General features: G+C 38.1%; 13 protein-coding genes. 6 read left to right on the top strand and 7 right to left on the bottom strand.

Annotated features, from left to right (window positions below):
- Positions 1-28: 28 nt before the first annotated feature.
- The 3 genes from UABAM_RS31920 (at position 29) to UABAM_RS31930 (ending at position 4,037) form a co-directional block, all read left to right on the top strand.
- On the top strand, positions 29-1,672 hold the full coding sequence (locus UABAM_RS31920; RefSeq protein ID WP_173013696.1) for a leucine-rich repeat domain-containing protein: 1,644 nt from the start codon (positions 29-31) through the stop codon (positions 1,670-1,672).
- 149 nt (positions 1,673-1,821) lie between these two features.
- Positions 1,822-2,094 (top strand): hypothetical protein, encoded by a 273-nt coding sequence (locus UABAM_RS31925; protein ID WP_151972180.1) that lies wholly within the window; start codon positions 1,822-1,824, stop codon positions 2,092-2,094.
- Positions 2,095-2,105: 11 nt separating this feature from the next.
- Positions 2,106-4,037: a leucine-rich repeat domain-containing protein gene (locus tag UABAM_RS31930; protein ID WP_173013697.1), complete on the top strand. Its 1,932-nt coding sequence runs from the start codon at positions 2,106-2,108 to the stop codon at positions 4,035-4,037.
- 120 nt (positions 4,038-4,157) lie between these two features.
- On the opposite strand, the gene UABAM_RS31935 is transcribed toward UABAM_RS31930, so the two are convergent.
- The gene (locus UABAM_RS31935) at positions 4,158-5,246 is read right to left on the bottom strand and encodes a hypothetical protein (RefSeq protein ID WP_151972184.1); all 1,089 of its coding nucleotides are present in this window, start codon (positions 5,244-5,246) and stop codon (positions 4,158-4,160) included.
- Between the two features lie 122 nt (positions 5,247-5,368).
- Between UABAM_RS31935 and UABAM_RS31940 the strand changes: the two genes are divergently transcribed.
- From UABAM_RS31940 to asnB, 3 genes are read left to right on the top strand one after another with little or no spacing between them, the layout of a single operon-like run.
- On the top strand, positions 5,369-6,115 hold the full coding sequence (locus UABAM_RS31940) for an amidohydrolase family protein (protein ID WP_151972186.1): 747 nt from the start codon (positions 5,369-5,371) through the stop codon (positions 6,113-6,115).
- Positions 6,112-6,840, top strand: coding sequence for an amidohydrolase family protein (locus tag UABAM_RS31945; protein WP_151972188.1), 729 nt, complete (start codon positions 6,112-6,114; stop codon positions 6,838-6,840). The genes UABAM_RS31940 and UABAM_RS31945 overlap by 4 nt, the downstream gene beginning before the upstream one ends.
- Positions 6,841-6,876: 36 nt before the next feature.
- A complete protein-coding gene (asnB, locus tag UABAM_RS31950) occupies positions 6,877-8,658 on the top strand; it encodes an asparagine synthase (glutamine-hydrolyzing) (protein ID WP_151972190.1) in 1,782 nt (593 codons plus the stop codon).
- Between the two features lie 319 nt (positions 8,659-8,977).
- Here asnB and UABAM_RS31955 read toward each other — a convergent pair whose 3' ends face one another.
- The 6 genes from UABAM_RS31955 to UABAM_RS31980 all read right to left on the bottom strand — a co-directional run bounded on the left by UABAM_RS31955 (position 8,978) and on the right by UABAM_RS31980 (position 18,236).
- A complete protein-coding gene (locus tag UABAM_RS31955) occupies positions 8,978-9,754 on the bottom strand; it encodes a glycerophosphodiester phosphodiesterase family protein (RefSeq protein ID WP_151972192.1) in 777 nt (258 codons plus the stop codon).
- A gap of 182 nt (positions 9,755-9,936) precedes the next feature.
- Positions 9,937-10,479: a hypothetical protein gene (locus tag UABAM_RS31960; protein ID WP_151972194.1), complete on the bottom strand. Its 543-nt coding sequence runs from the start codon at positions 10,477-10,479 to the stop codon at positions 9,937-9,939.
- A 142-nt stretch (positions 10,480-10,621) separates the two neighbouring features.
- On the bottom strand, positions 10,622-10,909 hold the full coding sequence (locus UABAM_RS31965; protein WP_151972196.1) for a YceK/YidQ family lipoprotein: 288 nt from the start codon (positions 10,907-10,909) through the stop codon (positions 10,622-10,624).
- A 10-nt stretch (positions 10,910-10,919) separates the two neighbouring features.
- Positions 10,920-11,441, bottom strand: coding sequence for a hypothetical protein (locus UABAM_RS31970; RefSeq protein WP_151972198.1), 522 nt, complete (start codon positions 11,439-11,441; stop codon positions 10,920-10,922).
- 1 nt (position 11,442) lies between these two features.
- Entirely contained in the window at positions 11,443-16,092 is a 4,650-nt protein-coding gene (locus UABAM_RS31975; RefSeq protein WP_151972200.1) for a serine/threonine-protein kinase, read from the bottom strand.
- Entirely contained in the window at positions 16,089-18,236 is a 2,148-nt protein-coding gene (locus UABAM_RS31980) for a protein kinase domain-containing protein (protein ID WP_151972202.1), read from the bottom strand. The genes UABAM_RS31975 and UABAM_RS31980 overlap by 4 nt, the downstream gene beginning before the upstream one ends.
- Between the last annotated feature and the right edge of the window lie 13 nt (positions 18,237-18,249).

Below are 18,249 nucleotides of genomic sequence, written 5' to 3' on the forward strand. Positions count from 1 at the left end.
AAATATGAGATGAATGAGGATGGGCTCAATGAAAGTCAAAGCGAAATCATTGAAAAAAATAAAAAATAATACTTCGTACTATGATTGTGCTTTTTTTGTAAATGGAGTACTTTCCATCGAAAGTTGCCATTTTGAAAATTGTAGTTTTCGCACAGATGTCCATTTTTCGAACATCGAAAATTGTCGTTTTGTGAACTGTAATTTTTCTAGTAAGTTTTGTTTGGATTTGGGGGGAACGGGAATAACAGAGCTGCCAAAAGAGATATGGAAACTAACTTCGCTGACTCATCTAGATTTGAGTAGAACAGAAATAACAGAGCTGCCAAAAGAGATCGGGCAACTGACTTCGCTGACTTACCTCAATTTGAGTAGAACAGGAATCACGAAGCTACCAAAAGAGATATGGAAACTAACTTTTCTCACATATTTAGATGTGAGTTCAACAGAAATAAGAATAAGAAATCTACCAAAAGAAATAGGGCAACTAACTTCGCTCACTCACCTCGATGTGGGCAGAACAAAAATAAGAAAGTTACCAAAAGAAATAGGAAAACTAACTTCGCTCACTCATCTAGGTCTGGTGAAAACAAAAATAGCAGAGCTGCCAAAAGAGATATGGCAACTAACTTCGCTCACTCACCTAAGTTTGAATGAGACAGAAATAACAGAGTTGCCAAAAGAGATCGGGCAGCTAACTTCGCTCACTGACCTAAGTTTGGATGAGACAGAAATAACAGAGTTGCCAAAAGAGATCGGGCAACTAACTTTACTCACTGACCTAAGTCTGGGTAAAACAGAAATAACAGAGTTGCCAAAAGAGATTGGGCAACTAACTTCGCTCACACACCTCAGATTAGACCATACAAAACTAACCGAATTGCCAAAAGAAATAGGAAAGTTAACTTCTCTTACACGACTCACATTAAGTTACACAGCAGTAACGAAGTTACCACAAGAGATCGGACGACTCACTTCTCTAGTAGAGTTGCATGTGGACTCAACAAGGATCGTGGCATTGCCACAACACATTGGGAAGCTTTCTTCACTAACACACTTATCTCTGTGTAATACCGAAATCAAAGAGTTACCCAAGGAAATCGGACAACTCGCCTCTCTTACGGAGTTATCTATGATAGGCGCAAAAATAACAAAGTTGCCCAAGGAGATAGGACAACTAAATTCTCTTATAAATTTAAACCTCATTGCTACGGAAATAAAAGAGTTACCAAAAGAGATAAGAGGGTTAACCTCTCTTACTTATCTATACGTATGTGATACAAATATAACGAAGTTGCCGAAAGAAATAGGAGCACTAAATTCTCTTGAACTGTTATATATTAGTGAGTCTAAAATAACAAAGTTGCCGAAAGAAATAGGGCAACTGTCTTCGCTTACGCACCTAGGTTTGAAAGAATCAGAAATAACAGAGTTACCGAAAGAAATAGGACAACTCACATCTCTTACGTATTTATACCTCGATTATACAGGAATAACAAAGTTGCCCAAGGAGATAGGACAACTGACCTCTCTTACGTATTTATACCTTGATTATACGAAAATAACAGAGTTGCCAAAAGAGATAGGAGAATTGACCTCTCTAAATAGGATAAGTTTGAGAGGAACAGGAATAACAGATGTACCCGAAGAGATAAAACATGCTATAAGGAGATAGTATCGTTTTCGTAGATGGAAGCTATTCTTTATTTGTGTTATGCCGTAGACGATTATCACATTTCAAAATATACGTGAACGCAGCTCAGCAAATAAATCATAAAAGTCAAAAGAGTTTATGAAAGTAGACAAAGATGAAAGTAGACAAAGATGAAACTAGGTGACGATCTTAATTTATTTTGGATTTATGTCAAAGGGTTTTTATTTATTTTTATCGTAGTTACAAGTGCATTATTGCTGTTATTTGAAGGCGCAATATGGCGAAGAGCGATGCTTATTGGCGTGTTGATTTGGAGCTCTGCGCGAAGTTACTACTTCATGTTTTATGTCATCGAAAAATACGTAGATCGCGAGTATAAGTTTTCCAGTGTATACTCTTTTATTGTTTATTTGATTCAAAAGCGCAAAACGAAAAATAAATGAGGATGTTGTCAATGGAAGTAAAATTGAAATCATTAGACGAAATAGAGAATGATACTTCGTACCATGGTTGTACTTTTTTTCTAGGCCAAGACGAAAAGTACGAAGCAAATGGTTGCATTTTCGAAAATTGTAGTTTTCGCACAGATGTAAACTTTTGCAAAATAGTAAATAGTCGTTTCATTAATTGTAGTTTCTCGAGTAAGTTCTGTCTTGACTTGAGTGGTGCAGAAATAACAGAGGTACCAGAAGATATATTTAAATTAGCTTTTCTGACCCATCTCAATTTAAGTGAGACAGAGATCACAGATTTACCTAAAGAGATAGGAGAACTAACCTCTCTTACTCATCTATATTTGAATAATACAATGATCGTAAAGCTACCACAAGAGATTTGTAAGCTATCAGCTCTCACCCATTTCAATTTAACTGGATCAGATATTACAGATTTACCCAAAGAGATAGGAGAACTAACCTCTCTTACTCATCTATACTTGAATAATACAATGATCGTAAAGCTACCACAAGAGATTGGTCAGCTATCAGCCCTCACCCATCTCAATTTAAGTGAAACAGATATCACAGAGTTACCCAAAGAGATAGGAGAATTAACCTCTCTTACTCATCTATATTTGAATAATACAATGATCGTAAAGCTACCACAAGAGATCGGTAAGCTATCATCCCTCACCCATCTCAATTTAAATGGATCAGAAATAACAGAGTTACCCAAAGAGATCGAGGAACTAACCTCCCTTACTGATCTATACTTAGGTGATACAAAGATCGCAAAGTTACCACAAGAGATTGGTCAGCTATCTGCTCTCACTCTCTTGGATTTAACTGGATCAGAGATCACAGAGTTACCCAAAGAGATAGGAGAACTAACCGCTCTTACTCATCTATGTTCGTGTAGAACAAAAATAACAAAATTACCCAGAGAAGTTGGATTACTATGTTCTCTTACAATACTCAACTTGAGTTGCGCAGAAACAACAGAGCTGCCAAAAGAGATAAAGAAACTTACCGGTCTTATCCATCTAGATATGAGTTATACAAATATTACAGAGTTACCCAAAGAGATAGGAGAACTAACCTCTCTTACTCATCTATACTTGAAGGGGACAAAAGTAATGGAGTTGCCAAAAGAGATAGGAGAATTAACCTCTCTTACCCATCTGTACCTAAATGAGATAAAAATAACAGAGGTACCAAAAGAGATATTTCAACTAAGCTCTCTTACTTATCTCAACTTGGTTTGCACAGAAATAACAGGTTTACCAAAGGAGATAAAAAAACTAACCTCTCTTACTCAGCTGTACTTAAGCTATACAAAAATAACCGCGTTGCCAAAAGAGATAAAGGAACTTACTGCTCTTACTCATCTATACTTGAGCGATACAAAAATAACCGCGTTGCCAAAAGAGATAAAAGGACTCACTTCTCTTCGCGAACTAGGCTTGAGTTGTACCGAAATAGTCGAATTGCCAAAAGAGATAAAAGCACTATCGGCTCTTACTCATCTAGATTTAAGTGGAACAAAAATAGTAGATTTACCTAATGAATTAGGGCAATTGTCATGCCTTACGGATCTCTATTTGGATAATACAATAATAACAACGCTACCAAAAGAGATAAAAGAACTATCTGCTCTTACGCATTTGGATTTAAGTAAAGCAAAAGTAGTGGAGTTGCCCAAAGAGATCGGAAGGCTTTCTTGTCTTACTTGTTTAAACTTGAGTGAGACAAAAATAACAGAGCTACCCAAGGAAATTGGAGAACTTTCTTCGCTTAAGGAGCTATATCTGGATGAAACAAGCATAACCGAATTGCCTAAAGAGATGGGAAAACTTACTTCTCTTGTTTTGTTATCTTTGTGGGATACAGAAATAACAAAGTTACCAAATGAAATCGAAAGGATTCCGTCTCTTCGTATTGATATGTAGAATATTTATTTCCTAAGCTCTTTTCAGCATGAGAAACCTCTGGTGTCTAATAAAAAAAGCTCCCTTATTTACAGGGAGCTTTTTTGTGTAGTATACGGAAATTTACTTATTTATGATGGGTTATTTTGCCACCCATACATTGATAAGACCAACAACAGTTGCTGTGGAGTTACCGTATTTGTCCAAGTATCCATGACCTATGTTGCATGTACTTTTCTTGACGATTCTGGTGCGAATGATGTTGCCTTCGATTTTCACATTGACCCACACACCTGGTACCATGGTACTATTACCACAAGGGTGGCATCTGGCGTGACGGTTGTGGATATAGTTTTTGGAACCATACTTAGGATAATCAATCGGCATGGTAGGATCAAGGTAAAGGATACGGCCTTTCTTCTCTGAGTCCCACACGATGGTGTCCCATTCCTTCGAACCCGTTGGCCACCAAATAAATCCACCACAACCTTTAGAAGACAGTTTCTTCTTTTTGATTTGCATGCTGAACTTGGCGCTGGCTTCCTTTTCACGCAGGTTGAGCTTTTGCGGAACGATGTGCGCCTGACATGCTACGTCTTGCATCAACCAGTCATTTGCGGTAATTTGCTGAGAAATTTTTTCGGAAGTTCCGATAAAAGAAGATGTTGTTAGATCTACCTGCAAAGGTTTTGTCGGATCTTCTGTCATCGAGTATGCCAAGCATTTCCAGTTATTTTCACTCGGATTTTCACTGTATACTTCGGCAAGACGAAAATTTTTCGCAGCATATTCGTAGGAAATCTTACTTTCGGTACCGTTACTGTTTTGTCCAATAAAGGTACTTTCTTCGCGATTATAACCTACGATGGTGCATGTGGTTCCAAAAACAGGTTTCTCGTCTTTCACAACCCACATATAGACATTGACGTGATAACCATTGGCGAGAAGACCTTCTATCAGTCGTGGGTTACTCAAACTGTAGAAACTTTCTTGTGGTTGTTCGTCACTATTGTAAAAAGGATTGTGTGTAGGAGCTGATTTGGAATAGCTGTTGTTTATAGACGCTGGAATAGTATCTTGTTGATAACTCACATATGAATGAAATTCTTCTGTCAATTCACTGACAATAGTTGGAGAATTGAATACTTGTAAGTTAAAATAAACAACAGGAAGTTTTTCACTGCAAACGAATGCAGTTACGAAAATAATAAATATTGCTTTTCTTAGCATCTGACCTTCCTATTCTTGTAATTTATATACTATATGAAATTTGCAAGATAAACATTTTCATTCAATTATATAATATAATGCTTTATGGAAAAACGTTTTTCTGATTTTTTAGAAAGTGATTTATGAATTTTGACATAATAGATGGGCATACACATGTTCATTCATTGCCCAATCACATGTGGGACTCTCCTCCAGAAAGAATTGTAAAACTGATGGATGAGGCCAATATCTCCAAAGCGGTGATTATGCCATATGGAGAGATTTTACCCGAAGATCTAAGTCTTCTTGAATATACGATTGCGTCGGTCAAAAAATTTCCTGAGCGCTTAATGGGTTTTGCGCGCATGCACCCAGGTGGTGGAAAAGAAGGGGTGGAAATATTCGAAAAGTCCGTTGTGGAAGACGGGATACGCGGCTTAAAATTTCACCCTGTCGGGACATCTATACACCCAGCTGATCCCTTAACGGTTATGTTTGTAGAAAAGGCGTGTGAGTTAGGAGTCCCCACTTTGTTTCATTGTGGAGATGAAGAATGGACACTTCCGCTGCAAATTGCGAAACTACTGAAGAAAGTTCCCGACGCGAAAGTGATTCTTGGACATATGGGGGGATATTTTCACGTCGAAGATGCCATTGCCGTGGCAAAAGACTATGAAAATTGCTATTTGGAAACTTCGGCGACCCCAAATCCAAAAATCATCGAAAAAGCCGTGAAAGAATTGGGAGCACATCGCGTGATTTTTGGTAGCGATGGTCCAGGATGCTTGCCTAAATTGGAGGTGGAAAAAATAACCGTTTTGCAGCTGGATGCACAAGACGAAAAACAAATATTTCACGATAACATTATGCAATTGTTAGGATCCAAATGAGTATTTTTGACATTCATATGTACCTGGGAAAATCTTTATTTCACAAGGATTTTTTCTTAGAAAATGTGCAGCAATTACAAAAAGAATATTCTCTCACAAAAGCAGCGGTGATACCGACAAAGCCGTTTGACTACGACTATGAAAAACCCAACGGCGATTTGTGTGATCTCGCGCAAAATCATGAGGATTTACATCACATTTTACGTGTAGACCCCTGGCGTAATGAACAGGCGCTACGCATGGTCAAAGAAACAAAAAGTCCGGTGCTATTTTTGCATTTTTTCGAAGAGCAAATCTATCCCACAAATCCTCTGGTGAAGCAAGTCGTCGAAGAAGCAAAAAGTAAAAATCTCGCCGTTATGCTCGCTTGCGGATATTTGCCGTTTTCCCATAGTGCGCAAGTGCAACCACTCGTGAGCGCATTTCCCGATGTACGCTTTATCATAACGCATGGTGGGCAAATTAACATCAGCGGTATGCACATGGCGGAAGCTTTTGAGATTTTTCGCGACCATGAAAATACTTTTTTTGAAACCAGTGGTATCTATCGCGAAGACTATATCGAAGATGCGATCGATAAACTGGGTAGTGAACGCGTACTATTTGGTAGTGGTTCACCGTACTACTATTTCCCTTTTGAGGTGAGAAGAATTGAGCACCTAAAAACTTCGAGTAGTATAAAAGATAAAATATTTTCCAAAAACGCGCATATGTTTTTTTCGTAGTCGTTTTTATCAACCAATATTTGAAAAGAATTTCACATGTGCAGAATCGTCGGAGTACTCAGTACCCAAAAAAAAATAGAAACCTCTATCGTTGAAAAAATGCGCGACTCTTTGTCCCACGGTGGCCCAGATGATTGCGGTTTCTATTTGGGAAAAAACATCGCGATGGGACATCGACGTTTGTCGATCATTGACCTGTCGCAAGATGCTCATCAGCCTTTTATCGCAGATGATATTGTCGTTGTCTACAACGGAGAGGTCTATAACTTTCGCGAGTTGAAATTGCTTTTAGAGAAAGAGGGACACCATTTTGTCTCTGAATCAGACACCGAAGTCATTATCAAAGCCTATTTAGAGTGGGGCGAAGACAGTTTTGAAAAACTACATGGAATGTTTGCTTTTGCGCTACTAGACAAGCGAAACAATACTCTATATCTAGTAAGAGATCACAGTGGAATAAAACCTCTCTATTTTTATTACGACGATCATGAATTGATATTTGCTTCGGAGATTCGCGCGTTTTATCACTATGACGCACAGTGGAAAAAAAGTGACCATTGGCAAGAATTGTTCTTGTCGTTTGGCCACATTCCGGAGCCATATACCATTTTACACAACGTGCATATGTTGGCAAAAGGCACATTTTGTAAATTTAATATGAATGGCAAAATCATCAAACAACAGCACTGCTATGCCCAGTTTGATTTTAGCGAAGCAATAACAGACTACGATACGGCGATTGCGACCGTGAGAAATTCATTGCAAAACGCCATTGAAAGGCATCTCATTTCTGACGCACCTCTTGGTATTTTTCTCAGCGGAGGAATAGACTCTAGCCTTATCGCTCTTGTCGCCAAGCAGTTTAAAAGTGATTTGTGTACACTGTCTATTGTTTTTGATGATAGCTCCTACTCCGAAGAAAAATACCAACAAATGATTGTGGATAAAATATCGAGCAAACACACCGCCCATAAAATTACCTACCAAGACTTTTTTGAATCGCTGCCAGATATTTTTCAAAAAATGGACCAACCAACCACCGATGGAGTAAATTCCTACTTTGTCTCAAGGTGCGCACAACAAGCAGGTTTGAAGGCTGTTCTTGCTGGTATTGGAGGAGACGAACTTTTTGCCGGGTACACAACTTTTGGCCACGGGGAAAAGCTTTTGAATCTATTTCTCCCAAAATTATTTGCGAAGTTGGGTTTGCTGTTGCCCCATAACTTGAAACGCTTGACTTTTTTGCAATTGAATAATCCATATAGGTACTATTTAGTACTGCGCGGTTTTTTTCGTCCCGATGAAATCGCTATGTTATTGGGAAAATCTGAAAAATCGATTTGGGATTTTTTACAGCAATTGGAATTGGAGACACCCAGGTGTTCGCCGCGTAATTATATAAGTCATTTAGAACTAGATTTGTATATGAAAAATCAGTTACTTCGCGATAGCGATGTGATGGGCATGGGGCATTCCTTGGAAATTCGAGTTCCCTTCTTAGATGCCTCATTCCTCAAAGACATTTTTTGTATTGAAGAGCACTTGCGCCTATCCAAAAGATTTCCCAAATGTTTACTCGTGGAATCTTTTGCTGATTTGCTCCCCAAAGAAGTAGCGTATCGCAAAAAACAAGGTTTTGTCGTTCCTTTTGCAAGGTGGTTGCAGGATCATGGTCGCGAATCTTTCCATGACAAAGTCACAAAATCAGCTCTCAATGACAAATTCTGTACTGATTTGTGGACGAAGTTTGTTCAAGGCAAAATCCATTGGTCTAAGATTTGGGCAATATGGGTTTTGTGCGAATATACGGATTCATAGTGTTTGATAACAATGATAACTATTGAGTTGAAAAATTACACTTGTATCACTCTAATTTTAAAATCATATTTTCCTGTTTGTATTAACTGCCTTCAGAAACTCGGCTACCTTTTGTCTCAACATGTTGAGACAAAAGGTAACTAAGATGTTAAAGAAAATTGAAATGAAGTTGTAAAGCTAATTACTTCATCAAAAGAGAATTATATTAGAATTGCAAATCGGAAGCTAGTTGAGCTGTATTGGAATATAGCAGAATATATTTACAAAAGAGTTGACGATTGTTTCAAAAGATATTGAGCTTTTATACGATTGCCAATTTCTACTGTTTTTGAGCGTTTTTTTCTAAGCCGCAATGGCTCCAATGTGTAATGGGCATAAACATACCGTAAAAATCATGATCTTTTAAGATTTGACACCAGCGTTCGCGATTTTCTTTTGACCCATATGAGGATGTCCAGTTGCTATAAAAGCACATAAATCCTATCTCAAAAGGAAAGTCGTAGTCCTTTTCTTTGATCACGTTGATTTGACTGACATAACGATCTCTGAAGACTAGGATTTCGTTAAATAAATCTTCCCGAGCTTCTTCTGTTTTCAAGTATTTTATTTCTACTACCATGGGCTTGATTAATTTATGTTTTTCGCATGAAGCTAAAAATTCACTTAACTCTGGTATGCGCTGTTGTAAGTTATCTTTATTTCCATTTAAGTACAAGGTTTTTAATTCACTTAATGTCAAATCAGCAATTTTTAAATCATGTGCCTTCGGCGTTTTCCCATATAGTTGTTTCATTCGCTCTATGAATTTTTGTTTTTGATATAGCACCGAAAATATTTCGCGATTATCACCGGCATTGGGCAACATTCTTTTTAATTTTTTGTCATGAAATACGACAATCTTTCCATCAAATGTTTCTTGAATATCAAACTCAAGATACACAAAATTTTCATTGTCCTGAATGGTGTTTAATGATTTTTCTAAAATGTACAAAGAGTTTTCAGGTAAATTTGTATAGTGATCTACACCAGCCCGATGTCCCCAATTTTCTGCGATAATGGAAGATAAAATAAAAATGAAAAGTACTATTTTGCTCATGACCGCCCTTTCAAAATTGACCAAATGTAAGTTTCTTTTGTGCCTGTAATGGAATAAAGTGATCAGAAATATTCGACAAATAGGATTTTTATATTGTGAATATAAAACATTTATTGTGTCCTCACTTGATTTGTCACAAAATCTAAATTCTATAACTTGGAGAGGACACCCAATAAAACTGTTTATCGTTTTAATCCAAAGTCACGTTTTTTGATTTTTGCCATACGCCCATCTGGATGATGAAAAACAAGTCCTTCTACATCTTTATCTTCTAGCCATTGAGATATGCCCGAAAACGATCTTGGGACGTCATCGTATTTCTCAGCATCGCTGTGTTTGACTAGTGTATGTGTCTCATAGCCCTCTAAATTACCTTGGATTTTTGGACCAACAAGCTCGTAAGTACCAGGTGTCAAAGACGCGTCAAAGGCCTCCATGTGCCATTTATTCTCCGCTAGTTCAGGATCAACTTCCATCCAACCAAAACGCTTTCCCGTAGTTTCGTCAAGTACCTCTTGGATAAATCCGTCTGGGATACTCTTACCTTTTTTTACTTCGCGGCGTTTAAAATATTTACCATCTTCTATTTTTACACATGTACCATCGTATTTACGTGTAGCAACTCCTTCGCCAGCAAATACCCACTCACATCCAGGGTAAACTTCATCAATCACTTTTTTTCGATCTTGTTCATCTCGTTTAAAAATGGTTGGTGTCTTTTTCATTTTTGACTCCTAAAATAGGTTGATACTGAAAACATCATTATCGTAAACGTAGGAAAAGCAAACTTCAATGGAGGGTAGTGATCAACGGGTAATTCGCGGGCTTCGGTCTAGAGCCAGATTCTAAGCTGCGAGGTCTAAGCCTCTACTCGGGAGCTTCACATTTTTCGGCGCGGCATTTTTCATTGGCACGGTATATGGTGTAAGGAAAAATCACAACATCTGCCGCAAGACTTACGGGTAAATCTACCAAACGAAGCGGGTTACAGACGGACCATTTTCCGTCGTATACCACTCCCGAAAATGGTCCTATGTATTCGCTGTTTTCACTAAAATCGTTTTGTTGCGCTTGTGATTGTATGGTACCACAAGCGGTGATACTCAAAACCAAACTCGCCCAAAAAATAGCGTTTAACAATCTCTTTGTATACATTCATCTGCTTTCAAATATTGAGAAAGACATTCATCGTAAATACGGTCATGGCAAAGATTACCGAGATCAAGAAAAAGAATACTGATTTTTTGACGTAGTGATATTTTTTTGCGGAAACTAAATATTCGCGGTGTAGTAACACCGCGTAGTCATGTTCAAGTTTGTGGATATCTGTTTGTGCGAAATTTTCGGCGTAACTTTGCGAATCGTCTGGGTTGGGATAATGTTTTTGTATACTTGCCATGTTGAATAGATCTGCGACATCTGCCCCGCGGCGATGTGGTCGCGGATAGATGACCGCTACGCATAATATGCAGCAGGTAAATGCGATGAGTAAGTAACAAATATAAAGAGTTAGCATTAGACCAAATGAGTACCCTGCCATACCTTTTAGAACTTTCCCCAAAGGTACGATAAATCCCATCAAAATTCCATTGATTGTCAAGATCGCAACTGCTTTTGTGTCAGCAAAAATAATCAAATTTTGATTGAAGTGAAATGATTGTAGCAATACTTTGAGTTTATCTGACATTTTACTTTCCCTTATCTAGATTTTTTTGTGTAGCAATTTGTGACTTTAGTTTTAAAAATTTTGCATTCCATGGTTGGCTTAGAATTGCCTTTTTGATATTTTCTTGCGCGGCCTCTAGGTTGCGCAATTTAAGATGTGCTTTTGCCATCCAGTATTGCTGTAGACAGTTCTCGCGCTTAATCTTTTGCAATGTTTGTAAACTCTGTTGTGGTTGTTGCAACAGATAATCTGCGATGGCTTTTTCTAACAAACAACGATCATTTTGTGGATCGAGTTCCACAGCGCGATCTAAGCACATTTTGTATTGACTTGTTTCATGTAGTTTTTTGTTTGAAAAGTGACTTTCTAACTTTTGCAAAAATTTTATATAGGTGTTGTTGTTTTCAAAATTGTTGATATTCGAGGCAAAATATTTCGCACTATACAAATTGTGGTATACGCGAAAAGAGTATCCAAAAGCCGCAAAAGTGCGCATTTTCTTGTCTGCTTTTCGTAGCTTTTTGTGCAAGGCGTCTAATTCTTTTATTTTTTTGTGGCGAAGATAATTGTGTACCAATGACATCGTTGCCGCTCTACGTACCATTTTATGTTTATGTTTGCAGAGCTTTAATAGCAAATTTGATATTTCAATATCGCATTCGATGAGTCCATTGGCCATTGCCCAAGCACTTTTCGGATTATTTTGATCTATGTGACTTAGAAAAAATTTGATGAGCCTACCGCGACTAGCGCGCATTAAGTATTCGATCATAATAGAACGCATGGTTGGATTATCGTCTTGCACCAATTTTTGCGCGGAAGTGATGATGTCAAAAATAGGGGTATTGTTTTTGTGGTCCGACTCAAAATAAATCATTGGTGCTGCGCGTAAGGCTAAATTTTCCTCGGGATTGCTAATGATGGGAATTAAAGAGGTGATTTCTCCTTGTATGGCCAAAGAGAATATCGATTGCAAACGCACCGGTGTTTCTTTGCTCCACGCATATTTTTTGAGTTTTTTGACGAATTCGGGTTTTGTGAAGTACTTCATTCTCGATAGAGCAACTCTTTTGACTTTTTGCGAACTATGGTCTGCACCGGCAACAAGTACTTGTGTGTATTTTTCGACAATTTGTTGCTGGAAAGGTCGCGGAAACTTTTGTAAATTCCACAGTGTGTCGAGTGCATAGGCATGGATAGTTTCCCTACTATCTTTGCAATAGCGCAGTAAAATTGCTTGCGGGGTTTTTTTGCCCGCGAGCCACATTTTTTGCGCTGCGGGTAGTGATATTTTCGCATCATCACTTTGTAAAAGATATTTTAATAAATTGTGGTTAACCGGTAAACTTTCCGCTAGCTTTGCTTGTAAAAATACCGGAGTATCTGCGGGGATTCTTTGTGGTATTTCGAACTTTAAATTTAGGTTATTCTTCATACTAAGAGTATTGATGAGTAGTTTCGTCAGAGGTGATTCTGACTGATACGCTGTTTTGAAAAAGTTACGCACATCATTTCTCGCGATTTCAACAATGATTTGTCCCGCAAAAAAGCGCGTAATCATATCTTCCCATGGATTTATCATTATTTGTTGTAGTACATCGATGTTAATCTGCTTATTTGAGTGTAGTGACAGCAATGTACTATTATCTTCGGTCATGTAGTAGCGACTGATAATTTTGCGGAAATAGGCCTTTTGGTTAGTGATGTATTGTTGACGAATATCATTATAGATAGCTTGGAACTTTTGACGTACGCTGTTATCTAAACTTTTGTCTTTGGTGATTTGTGCTAGCTTGTCGCGTACTTCTTGAATCATAAACATTCCCATAAGTCCTTCGCGGGCAATGTCGTCTATCTGTTTCTCTTTGCTGGTTTTCAACGTATCGATTAAGCGCTGTGCGCGCTCAATATTTTTAGGATCTTGTTTGGCGTTTTGCAATGTCGCCGTTTGTGCGTAACGACGACTTAGTATTGTTTTTTCTTTGAAAAATAAGTCAATTTTGTCGTCAACATAGTTGAGAAATACGCGACCGCGTAGCATTTTTTTTAAGACAAAACGTTCAAATATGTTGGATTGGCGAATCATATTATTGTATACATAACTCGCTAAATATAAGTTACCAATATCTAATTCAATGCAGTGTAGAAAATCATCGTTGGCACGTCGTTTTTGGTTTACCGAGATATAGCAAAAAGCACGTTCCTTATAGTACGTATCAATCCATGGCTCTAATTCAATGGCTTTTGTGTAAAGCTCGATGGCCTTCGTATACTTTTTGCGCAAGCGATGGCAATTTGCCAATAAAAAATTCGTTTGTGCATGTTCGCCGTTTAGCGTCGCCGCTGTTTGTAAATACTCAAACGCCGCTTCATAATTTTTGTTGTCAAATTCCCACTCACCGAGATAGAAAGGCACTAAGAATTTTTCGTGGTTTAGAGCGTTTTTTTGCGCAAACAGTTTTTTCAACAGTGTCAACGCCTTGTTTTTCTCACCTGATTCATAATATGTGATGGCCGTGTAGTACAATACTTCTGTTTGTAATTTCTCATCGGAGGTTGCGATTTGCTGTAAAAATTTTTTCGCGTTTTTATAATCTTGTAAATAGTAATATACACGAGATATTTGCAATAAATTTATGGCTGATTTTGCGGTAATGCTTTTCCATGTTTCTTTTGCTTCGAGGTATTTTTTTAAATTTACCTGTAAACTCAATACCTTGTTTAAGGTGCCAGACTCCACAATCTTTTCCAAGGAGTCATACTTTTTGTAATACGACAGAGCCTGCGACTCATTACCTATTTTGTATTCTATATCGCCTAAATTTTTGTAATCTTTGGGAATAGGTTCTAATTTTACCGCAGTTTGCAAATCGTTAATCGCTAAGTCCCATTTATTCTTACGTAGAAAAATTTGTGCTCGTTCACGAAAACCGATTGCGCGTCTTGGAAAAGTGATGGTTAGTTGACTGGCGATGGCTAAGGCTTTGTCAACATTGGTATTTTGATACTTGTGCAATTGTTTTAACTCAATAGCAATTTTTTTATCTTCAATTTTTTTTGCGCGGACTCGGTCGCGCGTGGCAAATTTTTGGCGCTGTTTTTTTTCGTAAATAGCGGCACGTAGTCTATAGTACTTTGCCGTTTCGCGAGAATTCTTCACAATATGGTTCGCATACTGTAACGCCTTTTGATATTTTTGGGTGTCGTATAAAAATTGCGCGTAGAGGAACAATACTTCGTTGTCTTTGTCTTGTGCTTGTAAAGCTTTTGTGAATAGTTTCTGCGCTTTGTTGATCTCACCTGTTAGTTGATAGATCCGCGCTTTCAAGGCTGTGAAGCGCGAAGTATTACTTTTGATTTGTGAAATTTTTTGCAAGGCGAGATCGTATTTTTCACCACGCATTAAGTCATAGGCATTGTAGTAGATTCGTTCGCGTTGTGCTGTTTCTGAAGTTTGGTATTTTGCTACTTGCCACCATGCAAACATTGCGATGACTGTAATACACAGAGCGACAACCGCTGTTACTGTTTTTTTGTAGGTGTTCCACCATAATTTTGTTTCAAATGCCATGCGTTCCTTGCCGATGTTTTGTTTTTCTCCTGCGAGATAGGCTTGGAGTGCTTGGGAAAAACTTGCCGCTGTTTGGTAACGATCTTCGACATTTTTCGCAATGGTCTTTAAACAAATAAAGTTGAGTTCTTTGCTAACTTCGCGATTGATTTTGCGTGGCGCGGTGGGCATTTCTTGGAGAATTTTTTTGTAGAGAGCTGAAAACTGGTTGTCGACAAAGGGGAATTGTCCGGTAATGAGTTTGTAAAGGATAATTCCTAGCGCATATACATCCGAGCGATGGTCAATATTTTTGCGATGCCCACGAACTTGTTCGGGAGATAAGTAAAATGGAGTACCAATAATAGCACCTGATTGTGTTAATGATGATGACTTATCGCTCATTTTTGCCAAACCAAAATCCGCAAGATATGGATTGTTGTTTTTATCAAGAAAAACGTTTGCTGGTTTGACATCGCGGTGCACAATACCATTTTTATGGGCATGATCTAAAGCATTGGCGACTTTAATGAGAATTTGCAGTAGTTCGTCGCGTTCACAGGTATTTTTATCGATCAGTTCTTGAAAATCGATCCCCTCAATAAACTGCATGACAAAATAAGGAAAACCGTTTTCTTCGCCAAAATCATAGATGGGAATGATATTCGGATGTTGTAGAGCCGATATCATTTGTGCTTCTTTGTGAAAGCGCTTTACACTAACGGGATCGGAACTTATATTGCTCAGAAGCGTTTTCAAAACTAAAACGCGATTGATCCCCGGTTGCTTCACTTTGTAGACAACCCCCATTCCCCCACGTCCCAGCTCACTAATTATTTCATATTTGCCAATAGTTTTGACGATGGACTTTGATGGTTCTTCTTGCACAGTACTTGTGCTATTCGCGTGGGTTTCATTTAAACCTTGGCGCGTGTGAATCATTTTAATGACTTGCGCCACATACTGGGCAGGCAGAACTTTGCGCTGTATCAGTACTTGGGCTAGATTAAGTTTTTGGGCATTACAGTATGATAGTGCTTGTTGAATAGTGTTTTCTTGTAATGCTTGCTGTTGATGGAGAATTTGTGCAATTTGCGCATTATAGTTTGCTATATCATTCATCTATTATTTACCAAATTATTTAACCATAGATTAATGTCTTTGAGGGCGTCTTTATTACTTCGATAAACAACCGCGGTGTTCTTAACATAATTTTTTTCTGGCATCCATGGCAACACAATGAGTTGTAAACTTGCAATAACGTCCTCGCGTTGGTAAGCTTCTTTAGCTTTTTGCATATTTAATTTGACTTGGCGCCACCACTCTTTTTTCCAAAACGATTCAAATAACTGTTCTTCCTTGTCGAGATGTATCTTATATAAATACAAACGAGCAATGAGATTGTATAGATCTCCCGCGATAGGCGTATGACTATAGTTTCCAATATCGATAGTAATTTTTTTTAGAATACCATTTAAGTATTTTTGCGAAGGTTTTTGCAATACATATAAATTTGTTTGAATACTGCGCAAAAACTTTTTCTGTTGCGTCGTTACTTGAATTTTCTTTTTTGAGGGCGATTTGATCGCTGCTACGTTTTTTGTCGCATTTGTAGTTGTTGACGTTTTTTTATGGACGATCTTTCGCGGTTTTTTCTTTGTGATCTGTGATGTTGAAAATGGATTTGTCAAAACAACGAGAACTATCGCGAAAAAGGCAATGCATCCGATGACAACATAACGCGATTTTTTATTAAATTCATTTATTTCTTTCTTGTTCGCGCGCAAAAAATTACTGACACCGTGCTGTGTCCTTTGCGACTTGTCTGGCGATTGTTTATCGTTGAACTCATCATAGATTGCAGTAAATGCGCTTTCTTTGTCTGATGTGGGACGAATGGCTGTTTCAAGCATCTCTTTATGAACGGCGTCAGGTATGTTTTCGCTCTCATTAGGAGAGACGAATGCTCGTGTCTGATTTTTTCCTAGTTTGGGCGGTTGACGCACACTCGTTTGCATTTGTTTTGTGTAGTCTACTTGGGATGAAGAACCGTCTATGATGGAGTTTATGTGGTCAAGGGGGCTACTGGTACGCATTGCGGTTTTTTGAATATTTTCAATGTGCTCCAGTTTTTCCATTAGAGTTGGTTTGTCGGTCTCTTTTTGAGTTAGACGTTCTAGAGTCTCAACAACATCGATGTGTGATGCGCGGTCTTTGCGACTGAAGAGCAACATTTTTTTGACAAGTTCTTTCACTTCGGTGCGTATAGATACGTCTTCTAAAAATTTCAAATTAGGATTGGTGTTGGTTTTTACCGCTTCTTGGTAGTCGTCAAGAGAACTGAATAAACTACGACCACTAAGAAGTTCAAAAAGAAGTACTCCAAGGGTATATACATTTGCAAGAAGATCTTGAGGCATATTGTCGAACATACATTCTGGAGGATTGTAGTAGTGATAGCGGCCCTTTATTCGCGTTGACAAACCTGTGACGCGAATTTCGTTGTTGTGGTCGACTAAGATATTATCGGGAGTTAATACAACTTTACACTCTCCTAGTTTATCGAGGTATTTGCTAATATTCTTGGCGATTATTGCAACTTCACTGTCGGACAAAATACCGTTTTGTCCGCGATAATTTTCCAGAGTTGAACCATGAAAATACTCAGAAATAATAAACTTATCTTCTTCGTTGATGTGTTTTATGTATGGAAATATTTGGCACTTAGATTTTTTGCGCTCTTTGGCAATGGCCATTTGTTGGGAACAATCTTGGTAGCTAGGAGAAGGAATCTGCACAACATAGCGTGTCCCCAAACGATAGCTAATGTACTCTTTTTCACAAATTTTACGCAACATACCGTATTTTTGTTTTACTTTGTTTTCCAAAGTAAATGTCGCGATGTTTTCTTTGTGAATTTGCCCTGCAATATATAAATGAGGTGCTACCTTTATTTGCCAGCGAAACATATCTAGCGATTCACGCGAAAAAGGAATGCGCATCGCTCCAGAAACAAACGTGTCGCGCATTGAACTGGTATTGAGCTGCGTGTTTGCTTTGGCATTCATGAACATCGCTGTTTTTTGAAAGTACATATTTACATGCTCTGGTTGTAAACTTTTTACAATAATGTCTGCGTTTACAGAGCTTCCGATACAAATATTTTGTGTAGGAAATTTATTAAAAGTTTGGCTATAGAAACTCGTCAGTTTTTTATCCGCAGTGTCGCGGATAATAAGTAAATTGCAAAAGTAGGTCGTCGCCATTTTCCACTTCCCA

Source organism: Candidatus Uabimicrobium amorphum, from assembly GCF_009002475.1.
Classification (GTDB): domain Bacteria; phylum Planctomycetota; class Uabimicrobiia; order Uabimicrobiales; family Uabimicrobiaceae; genus Uabimicrobium; species Uabimicrobium amorphum.